General features: G+C 67.7%; 17 protein-coding genes. 9 read left to right on the top strand and 8 right to left on the bottom strand.

Translation table 11 applies throughout. The features are described from left to right. Nucleotides 1-25 precede the first annotated feature (25 nt). On the bottom strand, nt 26-736 hold the full coding sequence (locus QTH91_RS02245; protein WP_286658409.1) for an alpha/beta fold hydrolase: 711 nt from the start codon (nt 734-736) through the stop codon (nt 26-28). Nucleotides 737-765: 29 nt separating this feature from the next. On the opposite strand from QTH91_RS02245, the gene QTH91_RS02240 reads away from it, so the two are divergent. After that, nucleotides 766-2,109 carry a tetratricopeptide repeat protein gene (locus QTH91_RS02240; RefSeq protein ID WP_286658408.1) on the top strand — a complete coding sequence of 448 codons (1,344 nt, stop codon included), beginning with the start codon at nt 766-768 and terminating at the stop codon, nt 2,107-2,109. Here QTH91_RS02240 and QTH91_RS02235 read toward each other — a convergent pair. From QTH91_RS02235 to QTH91_RS02225, 3 genes are all read right to left on the bottom strand, one after another. Continuing rightward, a complete protein-coding gene (locus QTH91_RS02235; protein ID WP_286658407.1) occupies nt 2,067-2,762 on the bottom strand; it encodes a histidine phosphatase family protein in 696 nt (231 codons plus the stop codon). The two genes, QTH91_RS02240 and QTH91_RS02235, sit on opposite strands and share 43 nt — an antisense overlap. A 127-nt stretch (nt 2,763-2,889) precedes the next feature. After that, nucleotides 2,890-3,300 carry a PaaI family thioesterase gene (locus QTH91_RS02230; protein WP_286658406.1) on the bottom strand — a complete coding sequence of 137 codons (411 nt, stop codon included), beginning with the start codon at nt 3,298-3,300 and terminating at the stop codon, nt 2,890-2,892. A 32-nt stretch (nt 3,301-3,332) separates the two neighbouring features. Next, nucleotides 3,333-3,992, bottom strand: coding sequence for a hypothetical protein (locus QTH91_RS02225; protein ID WP_286658405.1), 660 nt, complete (start codon nt 3,990-3,992; stop codon nt 3,333-3,335). 115 nt (nt 3,993-4,107) lie between these two features. Here QTH91_RS02225 and QTH91_RS02220 point away from each other — a divergent pair, with 115 nt between their 5' ends. The 5 genes from QTH91_RS02220 to QTH91_RS02200 are packed head-to-tail and all read left to right on the top strand — an operon-like array spanning nt 4,108 to nt 10,830. Then, complete coding sequence (locus QTH91_RS02220) at nt 4,108-7,629, top strand: response regulator (RefSeq protein WP_286658404.1); 3,522 nt, start codon at nt 4,108-4,110, stop codon at nt 7,627-7,629. Beyond that, nucleotides 7,629-8,555 carry a CheR family methyltransferase gene (locus tag QTH91_RS02215; protein ID WP_497032526.1) on the top strand — a complete coding sequence of 309 codons (927 nt, stop codon included), beginning with the start codon at nt 7,629-7,631 and terminating at the stop codon, nt 8,553-8,555. The genes QTH91_RS02220 and QTH91_RS02215 overlap by 1 nt, the downstream gene beginning before the upstream one ends. A 31-nt stretch (nt 8,556-8,586) precedes the next feature. After that, complete coding sequence (locus tag QTH91_RS02210) at nt 8,587-9,189, top strand: chemotaxis protein CheB (protein ID WP_286658403.1); 603 nt, start codon at nt 8,587-8,589, stop codon at nt 9,187-9,189. Then, the gene (locus tag QTH91_RS02205) at nt 9,179-10,429 is read left to right on the top strand and encodes a hybrid sensor histidine kinase/response regulator (RefSeq protein ID WP_286658402.1); all 1,251 of its coding nucleotides are present in this window, start codon (nt 9,179-9,181) and stop codon (nt 10,427-10,429) included. Before QTH91_RS02210 ends, QTH91_RS02205 begins: the two co-directional genes overlap by 11 nt. 50 nt (nt 10,430-10,479) lie before the next feature. After that, nucleotides 10,480-10,830 carry a response regulator gene (locus tag QTH91_RS02200; RefSeq protein WP_286658401.1) on the top strand — a complete coding sequence of 117 codons (351 nt, stop codon included), beginning with the start codon at nt 10,480-10,482 and terminating at the stop codon, nt 10,828-10,830. Between the two features lie 52 nt (nt 10,831-10,882). On the opposite strand, the gene QTH91_RS02195 is transcribed toward QTH91_RS02200, so the two are convergent. Continuing rightward, nucleotides 10,883-12,364 carry a SulP family inorganic anion transporter gene (locus QTH91_RS02195; RefSeq protein ID WP_286658400.1) on the bottom strand — a complete coding sequence of 494 codons (1,482 nt, stop codon included), beginning with the start codon at nt 12,362-12,364 and terminating at the stop codon, nt 10,883-10,885. Between the two features lie 364 nt (nt 12,365-12,728). Between QTH91_RS02195 and QTH91_RS02190 the strand changes: the two genes are divergently transcribed. The 3 genes from QTH91_RS02190 (at nt 12,729) to QTH91_RS02180 (ending at nt 15,499) form a co-directional block, all read left to right on the top strand. Next, the gene (locus tag QTH91_RS02190; protein WP_286658399.1) at nt 12,729-13,733 is read left to right on the top strand and encodes an AraC family transcriptional regulator; all 1,005 of its coding nucleotides are present in this window, start codon (nt 12,729-12,731) and stop codon (nt 13,731-13,733) included. Nucleotides 13,734-13,793: 60 nt separating this feature from the next. Then, entirely contained in the window at nt 13,794-14,858 is a 1,065-nt protein-coding gene (locus tag QTH91_RS02185; protein WP_286658398.1) for an aldo/keto reductase, read from the top strand. A 182-nt stretch (nt 14,859-15,040) separates the two neighbouring features. Further along, on the top strand, nt 15,041-15,499 hold the full coding sequence (locus tag QTH91_RS02180; protein WP_286658397.1) for a GAF domain-containing protein: 459 nt from the start codon (nt 15,041-15,043) through the stop codon (nt 15,497-15,499). 7 nt (nt 15,500-15,506) lie between these two features. Here the strand turns inward: QTH91_RS02180 and QTH91_RS02175 are convergent, their stop codons facing one another. From QTH91_RS02175 to QTH91_RS02165, 3 genes are read right to left on the bottom strand one after another with little or no spacing between them, the layout of a single operon-like run. Then, nucleotides 15,507-16,487: a tripartite tricarboxylate transporter substrate-binding protein gene (locus QTH91_RS02175; RefSeq protein WP_286658396.1), complete on the bottom strand. Its 981-nt coding sequence runs from the start codon at nt 16,485-16,487 to the stop codon at nt 15,507-15,509. 35 nt (nt 16,488-16,522) lie between these two features. Beyond that, a complete protein-coding gene (locus QTH91_RS02170) occupies nt 16,523-17,911 on the bottom strand; it encodes a hypothetical protein (protein ID WP_286658395.1) in 1,389 nt (462 codons plus the stop codon). Nucleotides 17,912-17,927: 16 nt separating this feature from the next. Next, nucleotides 17,928-20,678, bottom strand: coding sequence for a tannase/feruloyl esterase family alpha/beta hydrolase (locus tag QTH91_RS02165; protein ID WP_286658394.1), 2,751 nt, complete (start codon nt 20,676-20,678; stop codon nt 17,928-17,930). Nucleotides 20,679-20,699 lie beyond the last annotated feature (21 nt).

Below are 20,699 nucleotides of genomic sequence, written 5' to 3'. Positions count from 1 at the left end.
TGCACTTGTGTACTTGGCGGGCGCTTTAATGCACCAACCAGGCGCGCAGTGCGTCGTTGACCGCTTCAGGCTGCTCCAGGGTGCTCAGGTGCCCGCTGTCCGCGAAGACCACCAGTTGCGCACCAGGCACCCGTCGCGACATCTCTTCATGCACGGCCGGCGGCGTGAGCACATCCTGCGCGCCGCACGCGACAAGGGTGGGGCAGGTGATGCTCGCCAACGCCTCGCGCTGGTCGGGCCGACCGATGATGGCGTTTTCCTGGCGGATGAACGCCTTGGGCCCCACGTTGCGCGCCATGGTGCGCACGAGGGCGGCCAGCCGATCGTGATCGCGCGCCTGCGGCCACACCAGGCGCGGCAACAGCAGTTCGGCCACCGCCTGCATGCCCTCGACCGGCGCCAGGCGCATCAGGTCGTGCCGTTGGGCGGTGGCGGCCTCGGAGTCGGCTACGGCGTTGGTGTCGAGCAGCGCCAGTCGCTGCACACGCTCGGGCGCAAGATGGCACACGCGCTGGGCCACGTAACCGCCCATCGACAAGCCTGCGAGCGCAAAGCGCTCGAACGGACATTGCTCCAGCAGATGACGGGCCATGCCGTCGACCGTGTCCTGCCGAGTCGCATCCGCCACCCAGCAGTCGGCCACGTCGGCCAGGCCCTGCACCTGGGGCGACCACAGCAGCGCGTCGCAAAGAAGACCGGGAACGAGGACCAGGGGTTGGAGCGTGGGCGAAGTCATGCCGCGCAGTATGGCGGCAGAATGCCTGCATGCACCAGGACAGCCTCGGCAATCCCCTCACGCTCGACGATGCCGCGAGTCTCCTCGCGGTCAACGACTTCGTGGAAGGATTCATCGCGAGCGAGGCCCGCGCCGCGAACGTGCTGGCGGCGGCCCAGGACGAAAGCCCCATCGTGCAGGCGTATTGCGCGGCGCTGCACCTGTTCGCCGAGTCGCGCGATGCGGTGCCCAATGCCCTGCCCTATCTGCGCAAGGCGCAGGCAGGCGCGCAGCGGGCCACCGCGCGCGAACGCCGCTTCATCGCCGCGCTGGACGCTTGGGCCCAAGGCGACCTGGCGCTGGCGGTGGCGCTGCACCAGGAGCAGGCACAGGAATTCCCGCGCGACCTGGCATCGCTCAAGCTCGGCCAGTACCACGCATTCAACCTCGGCGACAACCCGGCCATGCTGCGCATGTCGCTCACCGCCCTGCCCGCCGCGGCCGATGTTCCCTATGTGCACGGCATGGCGGCCTTCGGCCACGAGCAGTGCCACCGGCTTCGCGAGGCGCGGGCCTGCGCGCTGCATGCCATCGCCATGTGCCGCAAGGAACCGTGGGCGCACCATGCACTGGCCCATGTGATGCTGACCGAAGGCCAACTCGAAGAGGGCCTGGGGTTTCTGCAGGATGTGAGCGACACGTGGACGGGCCTGAACTCGTTCATGTACACCCACAACTGGTGGCATGCGGCCCTGTTCCTGATCGACCTGGGTCGCGAGGACGAGGCATTGGCCGTCTACGACACCCACGTCTGGGGCGTCGAGAAAGCGTATTCGCAGGACCAGATCGGCGCCGTCTCGCTGCTGGCGCGGCTCGAGCTGGCGGGCCTGCAGGTCGGCGCGCAGCGCTGGGCCGAGCTGGCGGACTGGCTGGCCGTGCGCCAGCAAGACCACGTGTTGCCCTTCCTCGATCTGCAGTACCTCTATGGGCTGGGACGTGCCGGTCGGACCGAGGCCGACGTGCTGCTGGCCAACATCGAGCATTTCGCGCCGCGGGCGCCCGCCTCGCAACGCGACACCTGGGTCCAGGTGTGCGTGCCGGCGGCGCGCGGTCTGCTGGCGCATGCGCGGGGCGATCTGCGCACCGCCATCGACCAGCTTGGCCTGGCATTGCCCAGCCTGTCTCGCATCGGCGGCAGCCACGCGCAGCGCGACCTGTTCGAGCAGATCCACCTCGACGCGTTGGCGCGCGGCGGTAATCCGCGGGAACTCGGCGCGGCGCAATCGCTGTTGCAGCAGCGGCTCAATGCGCAGCCGATGTCGCGCCGGCTCGCGCGCCAGGCCGATGCGGCCTATGCGACGTTGGGCTTGCCCGCCTCGGGCGGCGCCACGTAGCGCTTCTGGTCGTACACCGGCTGCGGCGGCATGTCCGCCAGGTGCAGCGTGTCAGCCCAGGCGATCACCTCGATCCTGGCCGGGTCATCCGCATCCGGCAGCCGTATGCGGTTGAAGCCGGCGTTGGGGATGTCGCTCTGGCGCGGGCCGCCAAGGCCAAGCCCGCGCGCCGTGCGCCACACCATGTCGAGCACGCCGCCATGGGTGAACACCAGCACCGTCAGCCCCTGATGCTCGTGGGCGATGGACCGCAGGGCGTCCAGCACGCGCGCATGGAACTGCCGCGGCGATTCGCCCTGCGGCATGGAGAAGTCTTCCTGGAACTTGAGCCAGTCCTCCCAGGCGCGCGGATGCTGCGCCTGGATCTCGTCCGCCCGCATACCCTCGACCGCACCGAAGCTCTGCTCGCGCAGGCTCACCGTCGTCCTTACCGGCAGCGACAGTTGCAGCGCGGTCGGCGCAGCCGTCTGCTGGCATCGCATGAGGTCGCTGCAGACCAGGTGATCCGCAGACTCCTGCGCCATGCGCAGCCCCAGACGCCGGGCCTGCTCGTGGCCGATGTCGTTGAGGGGAACGTCGATGTGGCCCTGAAAGCGCAGTTCGCGATTCCAGTCCGTCTCGCCGTGGCGGATCAGGATCAGGTCGGTGGACATACAGTGGCATCCATTGTCCACTCGCCCGGGGCAGGCCCATGACGAATGCAACTGAATAGTCGGGCATTCGGTCGTCGAATGTGGCTTGCGCGCGCCACGGCGGCGCAGCCGCATGCAGCCTCAGCCTCTAGGAGCGAGCGTCCATCACCAATTGGGTCTGCGTCACGACCGCGCACAGCCGCCCGCCGGCATTGCGGATCGAGGTTTGCCAGACCTGCGTGGTGCGGCCCTTGTGCAGCGCAATCGCTTCGCCGGTGACGGTGCTGCCCACCGGCGCGCCGGCGATGAACTTGGTGCTCGAATCGGTGGTGGTAGTCATCTTGCCGGGCGGCAGGTTGATCACCGTGCCCACCGCGCCGAGCGTGTCGGCGAACGCCATGTACGCGCCGCCATGCAGGATGCCGCCGGCCGTGCAGAGGTCCGGCCGGACATCCAGCGTAGCCACCACGCGGTCGGGCTCCAGCACGGATATCTCCACCCCCATGAGACCGGGGAACAGGGGTTGCAGGCGCTCCTGCATGGCTTTGACGTCGAACATGCCTTGTGGGTCCTTTCGTTGGTACGCGCTGGCTATTGCTTGAGGATGAACTGGTTGCGCAGCAGCACCTGGGCGCCGCGCAGCTTGTCGCGCACCAGGGCGCGCATGGTCCAAGTGCCCGCGGGCTCGTCGGGTCGAGCCTCGAAGGCGATCACCGGCGCACTCATGTAGAGGCTGCGGGCGCCGCCGCTGACCGGTCCGCGCAGGCAGGCCAGATCGCTCTGGCGCAGGACGACCTGGCCATCGGGCCGGGTCAATTCGAGGGCGCAGCCGACGTCGGCCTGCTGTTCGTTCAAGGCCGGATTGCCGACCAGGATCAGCGCGAACAGCTTCTTGCCCCGACTGACCTCGTTGGCCTCGTTAAGGCTGGCGACGCCGTTGGCGGGCTTTTCCCACCTCTCCTTCCAGTCGGCATCGGGCGTGAACAACAGCCACGCGCCGAATCCGTTGCTGCTCTTGCGGTTGTCGGCATCCGGCACCGGACGACCTTGGGCGTCCTTCCAGAAGGTCTGGTCGGCGCCTATGGATGCGGGCGGCGTGGATGACACGGGCGCAGAAGATGCGCCTGGGCCCGCTGGCGCCGGCTTGGCCGACGCTGTGGAATCCGCTGCCTGGCGCTTGGCCGCATCTTGCGCGCAGCCCGCCAGTGCCACGGCGAAGGCCAGCGCACAGGCCTTTGCGATTCGGTTCATGGGCATGTCTCCGGATTCGGGACGCTCCAGCATAGACCAACTCGCGGCCTTATCCGACACGCCAGTGAGCCTTTGTGCGGCAGGCTCACAGGGTTTTGCCCGCCATGCCCACTCCATGAAAAAAACCGCAGCCGTCGACCACGGCGAATTCCAACGCCTCCTGCGGCGCAACATCATGCTGCCGATGATCGGCGGCATCATCGGTGCGATCGTCTTCGTCGCATTGATCGCCTATCTACTGTCGCTGATCGGCTGGGTGGAGCACAGCGACCGCGTGAGCCGCACGTCGGCCGACATCCAGCGCCGCATGGTCGACATGGAGACCGGCATGCGCGGCTACGTGATCAGCGGCGACACGACCTACCTGCAGCCCTACGAAAGCGCGCAGCCGCGCGTCGAGGCCGACCTGGGCACCTTGCGCGGCCTGGTGGCCGACAACAGCGCGCAGCAGGAGCGCGTCGAACGCATCCGCACGCTGAATCAGGCCTGGCAGAAGTTCGCGGCGGAGACCATCGAGCTGCGCCGATCGGGCGGCGATGCCAACAGCAGCGTCTCGCGCGGCCGCGGCAAGCGGTTGACCGACGACGTGCGCGAGGAGTTTGCCGCTTTCGACGACACCGAGCGGAGCCTGCGCAGCCAGCGCAGCGACCAGGCCAATCGCACCGCCATCTTCGTGGTCGGGTTGTTCGTGCTGCTTACCTTGGGCAGCACCGCGCTGCTGGCGATCTTCGGACGACGCCAGCTCATGACGCTGTCGCAGTCCTACGACGCCGCCATGAAGGAACAGCAACTGCAGTCCGAAGCGCTGCAGGAGCAGGCGTGGCTGCGCAGCGCGCAGGCCGAGCTGGTGGTCGATCTGGCAGGTGAACTGTCCGCAACCGAGATCGGGCGCAAGACGCTGGCATTCTTCTCGCGGCGCATGGGCAGCGCGGTCGGCGCCCTGTACGTGCGCGAGCGCGGCGGCATGCTTCGCCGCAGCGCCAGCTATGGCTTCTCCGATGAAGCCGAGGGGCGACCCCAGGTCTTCAGCGCCGACGCCAGCCTGATGGCCCGCGCCGCCGCCGAGCGCCGCCTCGTGATCATCGATCCCATCGAAGCCGACTACCTGCGGGTCAACACGGGCCTGGGCGAGATGGCGCCCAAGGCCGTCGCGCTGCTGCCGGTTTCGCATGAAGGCGTAGTCAACGGCGTGATCGAACTGGGTCTTCCGTCTGCGCCTGCCGCGCGCGACGAATCGCTGATGAAGCTGGTGGAAGGCTCGGTCGGCAGTTCGCTGTCCGCCGCCGTGTATCGGGAAAAGCTGCAGGGCGCCCTGGCCGAGACCCAGCAGCTCAACGAGGAACTGCAGGTGCAGCAGGAAGAGCTGCGCACCGCCAACGAAGAACTCGAAGAGCAGTCCCGCGCGCTGCGCGCGTCGCAGGCCCAACTGGAGAACCAGCAGGCCGAGCTGGAGCAGACCAACACTCAGCTTTCCGAGCGCACCGAAGCGCTCGACCTGCGCAACGCCGCACTGCGCCGCGCGCAGCAGGACCTGGAAGACCGCGCCGCCGAGCTCCAGCGGGCGAGCCGCTACAAGTCGGAGTTCCTGGCCAACATGTCGCACGAGCTGCGCACGCCGCTCAACAGCGCGCTCATCCTGGCCAAGCTGTTGGCCGACAACTCCCCAGGCAACCTGACCGGCGAGCAGATCAAGTACGCGGAGTCCATCTACAGCTCGGGCAACGACCTGCTGACGCTCATCAACGACATCCTGGACATCTCGAAGGTCGAGGCCGGCAAGATGGACCTGACGCTCGAGCCGCTGCCGCTGGAAGCGCTGGCCCAGCGGCTGCAGAGCACCTTCGCGCCGCTGGCAGCCAAGCGCGGCCTGAACTTCCGCATCAACCTGCGTCCGGGCGCGCCCGAGTCGTTGCACACCGACCGCCAGCGCGTCGAACAGGTGCTGCGCAATCTGCTGTCCAACGCCGTCAAGTTCACCGAGCGCGGCGAGGTCTCGCTCACCATCAGCGGCGAAGGTCATGGCGGCGCGCGCTTCGACGTGGCCGATTCCGGCATCGGCATTCCGGCCGAGCAGCAGGAGGTGATCTTCGAAGCCTTCCGCCAGGCCGACGGCACCACCAGCCGGCGCTATGGCGGCACCGGGCTGGGCCTGTCGATCTCGCGCGACCTGACGCACCTGCTCGGCGGCGCCCTGTCGGTGGCCAGCACGCCGGGCCAAGGCAGCACCTTCACGCTCAGCCTGCCGGCGGTCACACCCGATACGGCGCCGCATGTCGTCTCCACGCTGACGCCCCTGCCTGCACCCGCTCCGCGCGCCGCTGCGCCGACAGCGGCCGCCGCTGCGGCAACGGCGGCTGAAGCGGCGCATGGCCAGGTCGGCATCGGGCATGGCATTCGCAACATGCCGACACCGCTGGACTTCGAAGACGACCGCGCGCTGCCGCCCGACGACACGCGACGCGTGCTGGTCATCGAAGACGAGCCGCAGTTCGCCCACATCCTCTACAACCTGGCGCACGAGCGCGGCTATCGCTGCCTGGTCTCGCAGGGCGGCGCCGACGGCATCGAGATGGCGGCGCAGCATCGGCCCGACGCCATCCTGCTGGACATGCGCCTGCCCGACGGGCCCGGTCTGGGCGTGCTGGAGCGCCTCAAGAGCGACCCGCGCACGCGGCACATTCCGGTGCACGTGGTCTCGGCGCTCGACAGTTCCGAGGCGGCCCTGCACATGGGCGCCATCGGCTATGCGCGCAAGCCCATCTCCAGGGAGCAATTGCACGAGGTGTTCAAGCGGCTCGAAGAGAAGCTCACGCAGAAGGTCAAGTCGGTGCTGGTGGTGGAAGACGATCCGCTGCAGCGCGAAGCCGTCATGAAGCTCATCTCGGACGACGACGTGCAGATCACCGCCGTCGAATCCGGCGAAGAAGCGCTCGCGTTGCTGCGCGAACGGGTGTTCGACTGCATGGTGACCGACCTGCGCCTGTCGGACATGCAGGGCAGCGAGCTGCTCAAGCGCATGTCCGTGGAAGAGATCGTCTCGTTCCCGCCGGTGATCGTCTACACCGGCCGCAACCTGACGCGCGACGAGGAGATGGAACTGCTGCGCTACTCGCGCTCGATCATCATCAAGGGCGCGCGTTCGCCCGAGCGCCTGCTCGACGAAGTGACGCTGTTCCTGCACAAGGTGGAAAGCGACCTGTCGAGCGAACGCCAGAGCATGCTGCGCGCAGCGCGCGGGCGCGATCGCGTGTTCGAAGGCCGACGCATCCTGCTGGTGGACGACGACGTGCGCAACATCTTTGCCCTGACCAGCGCGCTGGAGCAGCGCGGCGCGGTGGTGGAGATCGGCCGCAACGGGCGCGAGGCACTGGAAAAGCTCGACCAGATCCCCGACATCGACCTCGTGCTGATGGACGTGATGATGCCGGAGATGGACGGTCTGGAAGCCACCCGCAGGCTGCGCCAGGACCCTCGCTTCACCAAGCTGCCGGTCATCACCGTGACCGCCAAGGCGATGAAGGACGACCAGGAGCAGTGCCTGGCCGCCGGCGCCAGCGACTTCCTGGCCAAGCCGGTGGACCTGGACCGTCTGTTCTCGCTGTTGCGCGTGTGGATGCCGCGCATGGAGCGCCTCTGATGTCGAGGCCGGACCGCTCCCGCGATATCGCCCACGCCGTTCGGCTGGATGCTGCGGCGGCCGAGCTGCGGGGCGGTGCGGCCACGCCGGGCGAAGACGACAAGGGCGTGCTCAGCGCGACCGACATCGAACTGCGCCTGCTGATGGAAGCCATCTTCCTGCGCTACAGCTATGACTTTCGCGACTACACCGGCGCCTCGCAGAAGCGGCGGGTGAACTACGCGCTGGGCCAGCTCGACGTGCCCAGCATTTCGGCACTCCAGGAGCGGGTGCTTCGCGAGCCGGCGATGTTCGCCCGACTCCTGCAATACCTGACCGTGCCGGTGAGCGAGATGTTTCGCGATCCGTCGTACTTCCTGGCGCTGCGCACGCAGGTCGTGCCGCATCTGTACACCTACCCCTCGGTCACGGTGTGGGTGGCTGGCTGCAGCACCGGCGAGGAGGTGTATTCGCTGGCCATCCTGCTGCGCGAAGAGGGCCTGCTGGAGCGCACGCGCATCTACGCCACCGACATCAACCCCGAATCGCTCGCTCAGGCGCGCCAGGGCATCTTTCCGCTCGAATCCGTTCGCCGCTACACCGAGAACTACCAGCGCTCGGGCGGCAAGCGGGCCTTCTCGGACTACTACACGGCCGCGTACGACGCCGCCCGCTTCGACCCCTCGCTGTGCGCCGACGTGATCTTCGCCGACCACAGCCTGGCCACCGACAGCGTCTTCGCCCAGACGCAGTTCATCAGTTGCCGCAACGTGCTCATCTATTTCAATCGCACGCTGCAGGACAGGGCCTTGGGCCTCTTTCACGAATCGCTGTCGCACCGCGGCTTCCTGGGGCTCGGCTCCAAGGAAAGCATCGACTTCTCCAGCAGCGCGGGGCGCTTCGACACACTGGCGCGCAGCGAGAAGATCTACCGGAAGGTCACATGAAGCCGCTCGCCCGGCCGACGAAGGCCCACCGATGAATGCCGTCCTGAATGCGCGCATGCGCGACATCGAACTGGTGGCGATTGGCGCGTCGGCGGGCGGCGTCGATGCGCTGCTGACCTTGCTGCAGGACCTGCCGTCGCCATGGCGCCTGCCGGTGGTGGTCGTCCTGCACCTGCCCGAGGGGCACGAAAGCCGCCTGCCCGCGCTGTTTGCAGAGCGCACCCGCGTGGCCGTGCACGAGGCGCACGACAAGCTGCCCATCGAGGCGGCCTCGCTCTATTTCGCGCCCTCGGGCTATCACCTGTCGGTGGAGCGCGACCGCTGCTTTTCGCTCAGCTGCGAGCCACCGGTGCTGTTCTCGCGGCCCTCGATCGACCTGCTGATGATCTCCGCCGCCGATGCCTACGGGCCGGCGCTGGCCGGCATCGTGCTCACCGGCGCCAACGAAGACGGGGCCCGAGGCCTGCTGTCGATCCGCAATGCCGGTGGCCTGACCGCCGTGCAGGACCCCGACACAGCCCTCTCCCCCACCATGCCGCAGGCCGCGCTCGCACTGCACGAACCCGATGTGGTGAGGCCGCTTTCGGGCCTGCGCGAATTCCTAGTTCAGATGGACCAAGCCCATGCCCAGTGAGGTCGAAAGCAAGCTGCTGATCGTCGACGATCTGCCCGAGAACCTGCTGGCACTCGATGCGTTGATCCGCGGCCACGGCCGCCGTGTCTTCAAGGCGCAATCTGCCGAAGAAGCGCTGGGGCTGATGCTGGCTCACGACTTCGCCCTGGCCATCCTCGACGTGCAGATGCCGGGCATGAACGGCTTCGAGCTGGCGGAACTGATGCGCGGCACGGAGCGCACGCGGCACATTCCCATCATCTTCGTCAGCGCAGCCGGGCGCGAGATGAACTACGCCTTCAAGGGCTACGAAAGCGGCGCTGTCGACTTCCTGCAAAAGCCGCTCGATCCGCATGTGGTGGCCAGCAAGGTCAATGTGTTCGTGGAGCTGTATAGCCACAAGAAGGCTTTGCGGCGCGAAGTGGACGCACTGGCCACTCTGCACCGCGAGCAGGAGGCGCTGGTGGAGCAGCTGCAGGCCACGCACCGCGAACTGGAGCGCGCGGTGCGCATGCGCGACGACTTCATGTCGATGGTGTCGCACGAGCTTCGCACGCCGCTCAACACGCTGTACCTCGAAACGCAGGTGCGCAAGCTTCACCTGAGCAAGGGCAACACGGTTCACTTCGGGCCGGACCGGCTGCCGGCCATGATCGAACGCGACCAGCGCCAGATCCAGAGCATGGTGCGCCTGATCGACGACATGCTCGATGTGACCCGGCTGCGCAGCGGCGCGCTCACCATCCAGCCCAAGCCGACCGACCTCGTCTTCCTTGCGAGGGCCGTGGTGGAGAACCTGTCGCAGCAGGCCGAGGCCGCCGGTTGCGCGGTGAGCCTGCACGCGCCGGAAAGTGCGCCGGGCAGTTGGGACGAGTTCCGCATCGAACAGGTCATCACCAACCTGCTGACCAATGCGTTGCGCTACGGCGGCGGCCTACCGGTGGAGGTCAGTGTCCATGCGGCTGGCCAATGGGCGGTCGTTTCCGTGCGCGACCATGGCTGCGGCATTGCCGAGGAAGACCAGCGGCGAATCTTCGAGCAGTTCGAACGCACCGAGGAAAGCCGGCGCAAGGCGCCTGGACTGGGCCTGGGCCTGTACATCACGCGCCAGATCGTGCTGGCCCACGGCGGCGAGATCGAGGTGCAAAGCGCCCCTGGCGAAGGCGCCACGTTCACGGTGCGGCTGCCGCTGGGCGCCGCGCTGCTCAAGCTGGCGCCTCCGGCACCACCGGTGCCTGCTGCGGAGCCCGCCAAACAGTAGGCGCGCTCCTACACCCGGTCAGCAACGCCGCGCTTACACTGATTCCATCCATGAGCCTGAATGTATTGATCGTTGACGACAACGAGGCGGCAGCCGATTTGCTGCAGGAATTGCTGCAGCTGCAGGACCACAGTGCCCGTTGCGCGTACACCGGTCAGCAGGCACTCGACGCGGCCGATGGTGTCGACTTCGACATCGCGCTCGTCGACCTTACCCTTCCTGACATGCCCGGCACGGCCGTCGCCCAGCGACTGCGCACCGCACCCCACAGCGGGCGGCCGATGCTGGTGGCCGTGTCCGGCTATGCGGCCAACGAAACGACCCGCGGCGTGTTCGACCACCATCTGCAAAAGCCGATCGACTTCGAGGCGCTCGACCGCATCCTCGCCAGCGTTCACTGATCGCTGATCAGGCGCGCGCCCCGCGCGCCCTGACCGTCGCCTCGATGCGGGTTCAGTGACCCGCCACACCTTCGGCCGCCGTGGCCTTCTGATGCAAGCCGAATTTGTCGACCATGGTCGACGTCGCTTCGCTCATGCCCACGACCTCGACCGCCGTGCCCTGGCGCCTGAACTTCATCACCACCTTGTCCAGCGCGTAGACGGCGGTGATGTCCCAGAAGTGCGCGTGGCTCACGTCGATGCGCACCGACTGCAGGGGCGCCTTGAAGTCGAAGCTCCTGGCGAACGACTCGGCGGAAACGAAGAAGACCTGCCCGTAGACCGTGTAGGTCAGGCCTTTGCCCTCGTCAAAGGGCTGGCTCTGCACGCGGAGCACCCGCCCCACCTTCTGCGCGAAGAAGATGCCGCTGAGCAGCACGCCGACGAACACGCCCTTGGCCAGGTCGTGCGTGGCCACGACGACGGCCACCGTGGCCAGCATCACGATGCTCGAGCTTGGCGGATGGCGGCGCAGGTTGCGGATGGACGCCCAGTTGAAGGTGCCGATCGACACCATCACCATCACCGCCACCAGCGCGGCCATGGGAATCTGCTTGACCCAATCGCCCAGGAAGACCACGAGCACCAGCAGGAAGCCCCCGGCAAACAGCGTCGACAGGCGCCCGCGTCCACCTGACTTCACGTTGATGACGGACTGCCCGATCATGGCGCAGCCCGCCATGCCGCCGAGCAGGCTCGACGCGATGTTGGACACGCCCTGACCCACGCATTCGCGGCTCTTGTTGCTGTCGGTGTCGGTCATCTCGTCGACGATGGCGGCGGTCATCATCGATTCCAGCAGGCCCACGACGGCCAGCGTGATCGAGTACGGGAAGATGATGCGCAGCGTTTCGAGGTTGAAGGGCACGTCGGGCAGCAGGAACACCGGCAGGCTGTCGGGCAGCGCGCCCATGTCGCCCACGGTGCGAATGTCCAGGCCCAGCACCATCGACACGGCGGTCAGCACCACGATGCACACCAGCGGCGACGGCACGGCCTTCGTCACGCGCGGAAAGAGATAGATGATGCCCAGGCCACCCGCCACCATCGCATACACCGACCACGGAACGTTGACGAGTTCGGGCACCTGCGCCAGGAAGATGAGGATGGCCAGCGCATTCACGAAGCCGGTCACGACCGAGCGCGACACGAAGCGCATCAAGGTTCCGAGCTTGAGCAGTCCTGCTCCGATCTGCAGCAGGCCGGTCAGCGCCGATGCGGCCAGCAGGTATTGCAGCCCGTGCTCCTTGACCAGGCCGGCCATCACCAGCGCCATCGCGCCGGTGGCGGCCGAGATCATGCCCGGCCGCCCGCCGGAGAAGGCGATCACCACCGCGATGCAGAAAGAGGCATACAGCCCCACCTTGGGGTCGACGCCGGCGATGATGGAAAAGGCGATCGCCTCGGGAATGAGGGCCAGGGCGACCACCGTGCCCGCCAGCAGATCGCCGCGGACGTTGGACAGCCAGTCCCGCCGGATGTTCTGAAGATTCATGATCAATGACGAGAGCGCAAGAGCACGTCGCTGCGGCTGGCAGCGAGCGCAGACGTGCGCGCTCAAACGAGAGAAGAAAAGACGCTTCGAGGGCGTCGCGGCACATCAAGGCCCCGCAAGAGGCCGAGGCCCATTCAAGGCGGTGTGACCGAGAAGAAGTAACCGAGCGGCAGCGTGCTCACCGGCGAAGGCGCCGGCTTGCGGTAGGTGTGGGGGCCCGAATGCTGCATTGCCGCATTTTATCCGGCCCCTGATTTCCACCGCTGGCGGTGCGGCATGCCTGATCCGCGCAGCTTCTTGCTCATTCATTGCCAGGCGTAGTTCGAAAGCGGCACGCAGGCGAGCTTGCCGCTACGCTCGGACCATGATCGAGCCAACGCCTCTTTCGCCGGCCTCGTCCCGCACGACGGCCGCCTTGCCGGGCAGCGACAACCCGACCCAGATCCTGCTGCGGCGCGCCGAACTCGCGGCCTGCATCGCGCGCATGACGACGGGTGACGGCGCCCACGAGACCGCCATTCCCCGCCTGCGGCTGATCCGGGCCACGTCGGCAAGCGAACTCAACCACACGCTGCACGAGCCGGCCATCTGCCTGCCCGTGCAGGGCCGCAAGCGCGTGTTGCTGGGCGACGAACTCACGGTGTACGACACCGAGGAGTTCCTCGTCGTCTCGCAGGACGTTCCCATCTCGAGCCAGGTGATGGACGCCACGCCCGAATCGCCCTACCTGTGCGTCAAGATCAGCTTCTCGCCCGGCGAGGTGGCCGCCCTCCTGCTGGACCTGGACCGCGAAGTCCAGCCCCGTGCATCGACTTCGACCGCGCCTTGCGCCCGCGCGCTCTACACGTCGCCGACCACGCTGCCGCTGCTCGACGCCATGCTGCGTCTGGTGCGCCTGCTCGACACCCCGCAGGACATCGGCGCCCTCGCCCCGTTGGCGGTGCGCGAAATTCTGTACCGCCTGCTCACCAGCCCCGAGGGCTGGCGGCTTGCGCAGATCGGCCGGCCGGATGGCCAGGGGCCGCGCATCGCCGAGGCCATCGGCTGGCTGCGCCACCACTATCGGGAACCGCTGAAGATCGACCAGCTGGCCCACAGCGTGCACATGAGCGGCTCGTCGCTGCATCGGCACTTTCGGGCCGTCACGGCGATGAGCCCGCTGCAGTTCCAGAAGGCCCTGCGCCTGCAGGAAGCGCGGCGGCTGATGCTGGTGGACGGCGTGGATGCCACCAGCGCCGGATACCAGGTCGGCTACGAGAGCGCCTCTCAGTTCTCACGCGAATACGCCCGCATGTTCGGTGCCCCACCGGCACGCGACATGCGCCGCATGCGGCAGGACGCGCTGGATGGCGCCACCGGCCAACCCTGAGGGCGCAACGCGCGCCAGGACAAACACCCATCGAACACACCCCCTGAAAGGAAGCACACCATGCGACTCAAACCACTCGGAAGCACCGGCCTCTTTGTCTCCGAACTCTGCCTGGGCACCATGACTTTCGGCGGCCAGGGGGAGATGTGGGGCAAGATCGGTACGCTGCAGCAGGCCGATGCCGATCGCCTCGTCGGCCGCGCGCTGGATGCGGGCATCAACTTCATCGACACGGCCGACGTGTATTCCGAAGGCGTCTCGGAGCAGATCACCGGCCAAGCCTTGCGCAACCTGAAGGTGCCGCGCGAGAACGTGGTCGTGGCCACCAAGGTCTACGGCGAAACCGGCACGCGCGCCGCCAACTCCCGAGGCATGTCGCGCTATCACATCATGGACGGCGTGAAGGCCAGCCTGAAGCGGTTGCAGCTCGATCACATCGACCTCTACCAGATCCACGGCTTCGATCCGGCCACGCCCATCGAGGAAATGATGCGCGCCATGGACACGCTCGTGCAGCACGGGCACGTGCGCTACGTGGGCGTGTCGAACTGGGCCGCCTGGCAGATCGCCAAGGCGCAAGGCATTGCCGAGCGGCTGGGCACGGCGCGCATCCAGTCGCTCCAGGCCTACTACACGATCGCAGGGCGCGACCTGGAGCGGGAACTGGTACCCATGATGCAAAGCGAAGGCGTGGGCCTGATGGTCTGGAGCCCGCTGGCCGGCGGGTTCCTGTCGGGCAAGTACGACCGCAAGGACAACAGCACGAGCGAGGCCGGCAGCCGCCGGGCCAGCTTCGACTTTCCGCCGATCAACCGCGAACGCGCCTACGACTGCATCGACGTGATGCGCGGCATCGGCGAGGCCAAGGGCGTTTCGGTGGCACAGGTGGCACTGGCGTGGCTGCTGCACCAGGATGCGGTGAGCAGCGTGATCATCGGCGCCAAGCGCATCGAGCAACTGGAAGACAACATCGCCGCCACCCGGGTGTCGCTGTCCGCCGATGACCTGGCGGCGCTGGACAAGGTCAGCGCGCTGCCGGCCGAGTATCCGGGCTGGATGTTCATTCGCCAGGGCGAAATGCGACGGGCGCAGTTGGCGGCGGCACGGGTGCGGCCGGCTGCCTGAGTGCGGCAATCGCGCTCGAACTTCGGTACGCCGCTTTCGGGCGCTCGTGTCAAATGAGGTAGACAGCCTTCGCCAGCGCTGCCATAGTGGCCGCAAGCACCCGCGCGAAGACAACGCGTCCCAGGGCCACCAGGGGCGTGCGACGCGGGCCGATGTCTCACTTGCGGACTGGGGTGAAGACCATGCGATCGCACGAAAAATTGCGCGCTGCGCTGCTCGATGACGGCCCCAACGCGCTGCTGTCGTATTTGAATGCCGGTGTTCCACACCGTTACACCGCCCTGTATCGCTTCGAGGGCGACCTGCTTCGCAACGTGGCCCTGTGCGACAAGCAGGGCAAGATCCGGCCGGACTTCCTTCTGGCCGTTCCATTCAGGCACAGCTTCTGCCAGTTCGTGCTGCGCGACCAGGCCTTCCGGACCGACGATTCGCGATTCGACAAGCGGCTCGACGGCAATCCGTATCAGGGCCTGGTCATCTCGTACCACAGCGTGCCCGTCTCGATCGACGGCAATGCCCTGTGGGGCACGCTGAGCCACTTCGACATGCGGCGGCATCCGCTGGCCGACTCGGAGTTCGACCTGCTGCAGGCCGCGGCGGGCCTGCTGGGCAGCTACATCACGGAGTCGGTGGAAGACTGACGCTCGCTCAGTCGGCGTAGACGCCCGCGGCCTTGATCACCGGGCCGAAGCGTGCCACTTCGCTTTCCACGAACTTCTTGTGCTCGGCCGGCTCCACGCGCTTGTCGCTCACCACCACGGCGCCCAGGCCTTCCTGCTTCTTCACGAAGTCCGGATCCTTCAGCGCCACCTTCAGCGCCTCGTTGATCTTCTTGGTCACCGCCTCGGGCGTGCCCTTGGGCGCATACAGGCCGTGCCAGATCGTCACCTGGAAGTTCTTCAGCCCCGACTCGTCCAGCGTGGGCAGGTCCTTGAGCGCCGGCGTGGTCAGCCGCTTCATCGTCGTGACCGCATAGGCCTTGACCTTCTTGCCCTCGATCTGGCCGGTGGTGTTGGTGGTCTGGTCGCACAGCAGGTCGATCTGTCCGCCGATCAGATCGGCAATGGCCGGCGCGGTGCCCTTGTACGGCACGGTCGTCATCTCCGCCTTGAGCTCGCTCTGGAACAGCAGCCCGCACAGGTGCGAGGCCGAGCCGATGCCCGCGTTGCCCAGGTTGACCTTGCCGCCGGACTTGGCGATCCATTCGCGCAGTTCCTTGAAGTTGTTGGCCGGCAGGTCGGGCTTGCCGATCAGCGTCATGGGCACGTCGTTGACCATGCCCAGGTACTCGAAGTCCTTCTGGTAGTCGTAGCTGAGCTTGCGGTACAGCACCGGGGTGGTGGCCATGCCCACGTGCGTGAGCAGCAGCGTGTAGCCGTCGGGCTTGGCGCGTGCGACCTTGGCGTTGCCGATGGTGCTGCCGGCGCCGGCGGCGTTGTCGATCACCACGCTGGTGGCGCCCAGGGGCTTGCGGATGGCTTCGGCCAGGTCGCGTGCCACGCGGTCGGTGGGGCCGCCCGCGGCAAAGGGCACCACGATGGTGACGACCTTGTCGCCGGGGTAGTCCTGCGCCTGTGCGGTGCCGAAGGCGGCCAGTGCCAGCGCGGCGCCGATGAGGGTCTTGTTCATGGTCATCTTTCAAGTCTCCAGTTGGTATTCGAACTTCAACGCGGCGGCACGCGCGCCGCGAGCGGCTGTGGCTTCCAGTCGGGGCGGATGTGGCAGCCGTTCTTGCCGTCGCCGTCCCAGCGCGGCTTGAGGGCTTCGCAACGCTGTGCCAGCGACTGCGGCGTCGGCTTTTCGCCGCGATCGATCCAGGCCAGCATCGCGTCGAACATGGCCACATATTCGGAGTCGCTCAGGTAGCTGTGCTCCTTCTCGTCGGAGAAGAGCTGCACCAGCTGGTCGGCGGTGCCCGCCCCTTCGCGCTGAGCACGGTACACACCTTCCAGTTCGACGAAGGCGGTAGGGTCATCGATGGCGTGCAGCGTCAAGGTCGGCAGCCGTGTGCGGCCGCTCGGACGGCTGTCGACCGCCAGCGCGCCTTGCGCCTGCGGATCGGCCGCATAGCGCGCCACCATGCCATCCAACGGCTTGCCGTTGACCTGCCCGGGGTAGAACACGCCCGTGTTGCCGAAGGGGGTTCGGCCGTCCAGGCGCCCCTGGGTCAGGTCCTGGAAGAGCCAGGTGGCCCAGTTCATGTGACCCTGGAGCGAACGCTCCGGGATCTTCACCGCGCCCAGGATGGTGGCCATGCGCGCGTTCTGCTCGGCGCTGCGCTGCGCCTTCGGCGTACCGAGCCCGGTGCATTCCTTGACGCGGGCGGCGAGCTCCTGGCGCGTGAGCTTCGAATCCTTGGGCAGGCCCATCCAAAGCGGGTACTGCGCTTCATCCGGGCGAGGATGGTTGGCGCACACGGCCTGGTAGACGGCGCGCAGGTCCAGCCTGAACTCGTAGGCGCTGTTGCCGCCGCCGAGCACGCCGCTGGTCAGCAGCACGCCGTCGTACGGGCTTGGCTTGCCGGGCACGGGCGCATAGAGCTCGGCACCGATCGACGCCACCGCGCCACCATAGCTCTGGCCATGCAGCAGCGTGTGTCGCGGCTGACCGAAATTTCGAACGAAGATCTGGCGCAGGCGCTCGGTGTCTTCGGCCGCCATGGTCACGCCATAGCCGCCGCGCCGGTAGGTGGATCCGGCCCAGGCATGGCCGGCCTGCACGGTGACGGCCCAGCGCTTGAGGTCCGCCTCGCTGCGCTCCAGGCGCGGCGCGCCGGTTTCGGGACCGCCATGGGCATGCATCACCAGCACGCCGGTGCTGCGCTGCCATTGCTGGGGAATGGCGATCCAGTAGAAGGCGCCTGCGCCGTCCGAGCCGGTGTAGCAGCGCGTGCCCTGCGGCACTTCCTTGGGGCAGGTGGCGGCCTTGGGTGCAGTGGCCGCCGCCGGCCGGGCCTGCGCAGCTTGGCGGGCCTGCACGGCCGCAGGCAGCAGCGCGAGCGGTGCGAGGGCAAGGCCCAGGACAAGCGCAACGCGCTTCGGTTTCGAAATCATCCGCAAGGTGTTCATGTCAGTGCCGCACTCCGAGTTCGAAAGCAGGATGGGTGGCGTCGCCCGCCGCAAAGGCCAGGATGCCGCCGTTGAAGATCATCTGGCCCGGCCGAGCCGCGTCGGCCTGCGCGAGGCCGAGCACCGGCGCGTCGTAGCTCAGCGTGGCTGCGGCGCCGCCCAAATCAAGGCTGGTGCCGGCCAGCGTGGCGTCGCGCAGATCGCCTCGGCTGCTGGCGACGGCGTAGCTGCCGTCGGCCGAACCTGGCGTCAAGGTCAGCTGCGTCGCCAGCAACCGCATGCCAGTGCGCGTGCCGTCACGCAGCAAGTGCATGTGAACGAGGGTGCTGCCCGCCATGCCGATCACCATCGACCCCGACAGGCTTCCCCCGCTGGTGGTGGCGCCGCCGGTGGGCGAGGTGGTGAAGGCATCGAAGGCCCGTCGGCCCGCGGCGCGGGCGATGTAGCCCTTCTCGGTCTGCGTGCAGGCGGCGTCGTAGATCATGGCGCCGCCAGTGACCGGATCGGCGCAGTACTGGTAGGTGCCGGCATTGCGCAGGCGCACGGCCAGCACCGTCGGCGTCTCCGCGGCGGCACCGGCTTGCTGGACGCCCACCGCGTTCGCGATGAGCGCGGCCGGGTTGAAGACGGTGGGGCTGGCCTCGTTGTCCCAGGTGTTCTGGAAAGCCAGCAGTGGCGCAAACGAGCCGCCCGAAGGTGCGGCCACGCCGCCCAGCAACACGCCCCCGGTGGCCAATGTGAACACCGCGCCGCCCTCGCCGCTGTCGTAGCTGCACTGGCCCCTGGGCATGAGCGTGCCGCTGCGGGTGGTGCCGGCGGAGCGTTGCGCACTGGCTTCCACGGTGATCGTGTAGGCCAGCGTGGCAGGGTCGATCTGCACGCTCAACTCTTCGCCCAGCGTGTTGCCGCCCTTGTAGCTGGCCACGGAACCAGGCAGATAAGGGCAGGCGAGCGGGTCGGGCGTTTCGCTCACGCAGCTGTAGTTGACGGCTGCGTCCTTGCTGCCGCTGCCGCGGTACTTGGGCCACGATGGGTAAAGACACAGCGGACGCGTGCGGCCGTAGGTGCCGGCCACGGCATCGACCGCCACCGCGGTGCCGGGCGCCAGTCCCTTCTCCACCCACGCTTCCAGCGCGGCCAACGAATCCCAGTTGGGAATGAACACGCCCGTGCCGTGGCCCATGCCGGGCACGGTGTAGAAGCGCACGTGGGCGTCCATCGCTGCCTGGCCCACGGTCGCGGCCAGACGCTGGTGGTAGTCGATGGTGGAGTTGGGGCTGATGACCTCATCGGCCAGCCCATGCAGGAGGATCAGGCGCCCGCCTCGTGCGAAGAAGGGCGAAAGATCCGCATCCAGCGCATCGGTGGCGGCAGACACGTCCTGCACGCGCTGGGTCCATGCGCCCGGGTTGACGGGATCGAAGCCGAGCGAATCGAAGGCCGCGTCACGGGTGACGAAGTACTTCGCCCACTGGTCGCCCGTCAGGTACATGTTGGCGTCGGCGGAAGTGGCAGGGTTGCCCGGCACTGGGCGCGTGCCGAGATCCCGCGTGGTGAAGGGGCCGGCCACGAGCGCGCCTTCGAGCAGGTTGTAGCCACCGGCGCGCGTCACGCCGTGGGCCAGCGGATAGCCCAGATCGAGCGGCGACTCGACGGTGCGAACGGTGGCCAGTTGCACATCCGACAGGCAATCGTTGCCCGTGTCGGCGCCGCCGGCGCAGCGCAGGCTTGCCAGCACCTGCGCGTTGAGCAGGCGGCAGCTTTCGACATTGCTGACGATGCCGTCGGCGACGCCATCGAGCCCGTCGCACGCCGCCAGCGCGGCCTGCTGCACGCGCAGCGTCTTGCTCAGGTTGAGCCAACCCGCACCGCCGTTGGCATAGAGCGCGCGGCCAAGCGCCACGTTCGACAGGCGCGTGCCCGAATAGTTGAGCGCCGGCTCGTTGGCGATCACGCCGTCGTAGTCCTGCGGCCAACGCTGGATGTAGCCCAGCGCGTCGCGGCCGCCGGTGGAGGTGCCCAGGAAGTAAGCCTTGGCCGCCGGCTCTCCGTAAAACGCGGCCAGCAGCTTGTGGGCCACATCGTGCGTCTTCTTGAGCGACAGGCCGCCGTAGTTGGCCAGTGCCTCGTCGTCGGCGGCGAAGCGCGCATCGGTGATGCTGGACGACTGGTGCCCGGAGTCGTCGCCGTACGTCGCATAGCCCAGCGCGAGCGGCGCCGGCTTGTCGATGGGGCCGAAGCGGATCTGCTCGGTCCCGTCGATCAGCCGGCCGTTGAAGCCGCCGCCACCGAACTGCATCGCCTTGCGATTCCATGCCTGGGGCAGGTTCAACGCGAAGTTGATGACGGGCGACGACGGGTTCATCGGCGCGATGGTGCCGCGCACCTTGCAATAGCCGCCGAGCGCATTGCCGGCGGCGTCGGCCGCGATGGCGGTGGCCTCGGTGACGGTGGCACTGCCGCTGGGCACGCCGATGTCCGCGCCGGCCACCTGCATGCCGGCCAGGTCGGCGCACGCGAGGCGCGCCGTCGGCGGCGGCGGCGCTGGCGGGGCTGCATCGGTTTCGTCCGGATCGCCGGGCGCGGGGGTCGGCGTTCCGGAGCCGCCATCAGCCACCGGCGATGCGGGCACGGATGCGCCGCCAGAGTTGCTGCTGCTGCCGCCGCAAGCGGACAGCAGCGCCAGGCAGGCGCCCATGCACAGGGCGGCCGAAGCGCGAAGCATGAATTCACTGGATGGCGCGTGGCGCATGGTCTTGTCTCGTCCTTCGTT

Origin of the sequence: Variovorax dokdonensis, assembly GCF_030316895.1 — a bacterium.
Classification (GTDB): domain Bacteria; phylum Pseudomonadota; class Gammaproteobacteria; order Burkholderiales; family Burkholderiaceae_C; genus Variovorax; species Variovorax dokdonensis.
Note: the sequence above shows the minus strand (reverse complement) of the source record. Positions and strands in the feature narration are given on the sequence as shown.

Bases quoted from the DNA above. Each gene is read 5' to 3' on its own strand.
- QTH91_RS02215 (WP_497032526.1), top strand. From the start codon at position 7,629: ATGTCGAGGCCGGACCGCTCCCGCGATATCGCCCACGCCGTTCGGCTG.
- QTH91_RS02195 (WP_286658400.1), bottom strand. From the start codon at position 12,364: ATGAATCTTCAGAACATCCGGCGGGACTGGCTGTCCAACGTCCGCGGC.
- QTH91_RS02180 (WP_286658397.1), top strand. From the start codon at position 15,041: ATGCGATCGCACGAAAAATTGCGCGCTGCGCTGCTCGATGACGGCCCC.
- QTH91_RS02190 (WP_286658399.1), top strand. From the start codon at position 12,729: ATGATCGAGCCAACGCCTCTTTCGCCGGCCTCGTCCCGCACGACGGCC.
- QTH91_RS02200 (WP_286658401.1), top strand. From the start codon at position 10,480: ATGAGCCTGAATGTATTGATCGTTGACGACAACGAGGCGGCAGCCGAT.
- QTH91_RS02235 (WP_286658407.1), bottom strand. From the start codon at position 2,762: ATGTCCACCGACCTGATCCTGATCCGCCACGGCGAGACGGACTGGAAT.
- QTH91_RS02240 (WP_286658408.1), top strand. From the start codon at position 766: ATGCACCAGGACAGCCTCGGCAATCCCCTCACGCTCGACGATGCCGCG.
- QTH91_RS02245 (WP_286658409.1), bottom strand. From the start codon at position 736: ATGACTTCGCCCACGCTCCAACCCCTGGTCCTCGTTCCCGGTCTTCTT.
- QTH91_RS02175 (WP_286658396.1), bottom strand. From the start codon at position 16,487: ATGAACAAGACCCTCATCGGCGCCGCGCTGGCACTGGCCGCCTTCGGC.
- QTH91_RS02205 (WP_286658402.1), top strand. From the start codon at position 9,179: ATGCCCAGTGAGGTCGAAAGCAAGCTGCTGATCGTCGACGATCTGCCC.
- QTH91_RS02170 (WP_286658395.1), bottom strand. From the start codon at position 17,911: ATGATTTCGAAACCGAAGCGCGTTGCGCTTGTCCTGGGCCTTGCCCTC.
- QTH91_RS02225 (WP_286658405.1), bottom strand. From the start codon at position 3,992: ATGAACCGAATCGCAAAGGCCTGTGCGCTGGCCTTCGCCGTGGCACTG.
- QTH91_RS02230 (WP_286658406.1), bottom strand. From the start codon at position 3,300: ATGTTCGACGTCAAAGCCATGCAGGAGCGCCTGCAACCCCTGTTCCCC.
- QTH91_RS02165 (WP_286658394.1), bottom strand. From the start codon at position 20,678: ATGCGCCACGCGCCATCCAGTGAATTCATGCTTCGCGCTTCGGCCGCC.
- QTH91_RS02210 (WP_286658403.1), top strand. From the start codon at position 8,587: ATGAATGCCGTCCTGAATGCGCGCATGCGCGACATCGAACTGGTGGCG.
- QTH91_RS02185 (WP_286658398.1), top strand. From the start codon at position 13,794: ATGCGACTCAAACCACTCGGAAGCACCGGCCTCTTTGTCTCCGAACTC.
- QTH91_RS02220 (WP_286658404.1), top strand. From the start codon at position 4,108: ATGAAAAAAACCGCAGCCGTCGACCACGGCGAATTCCAACGCCTCCTG.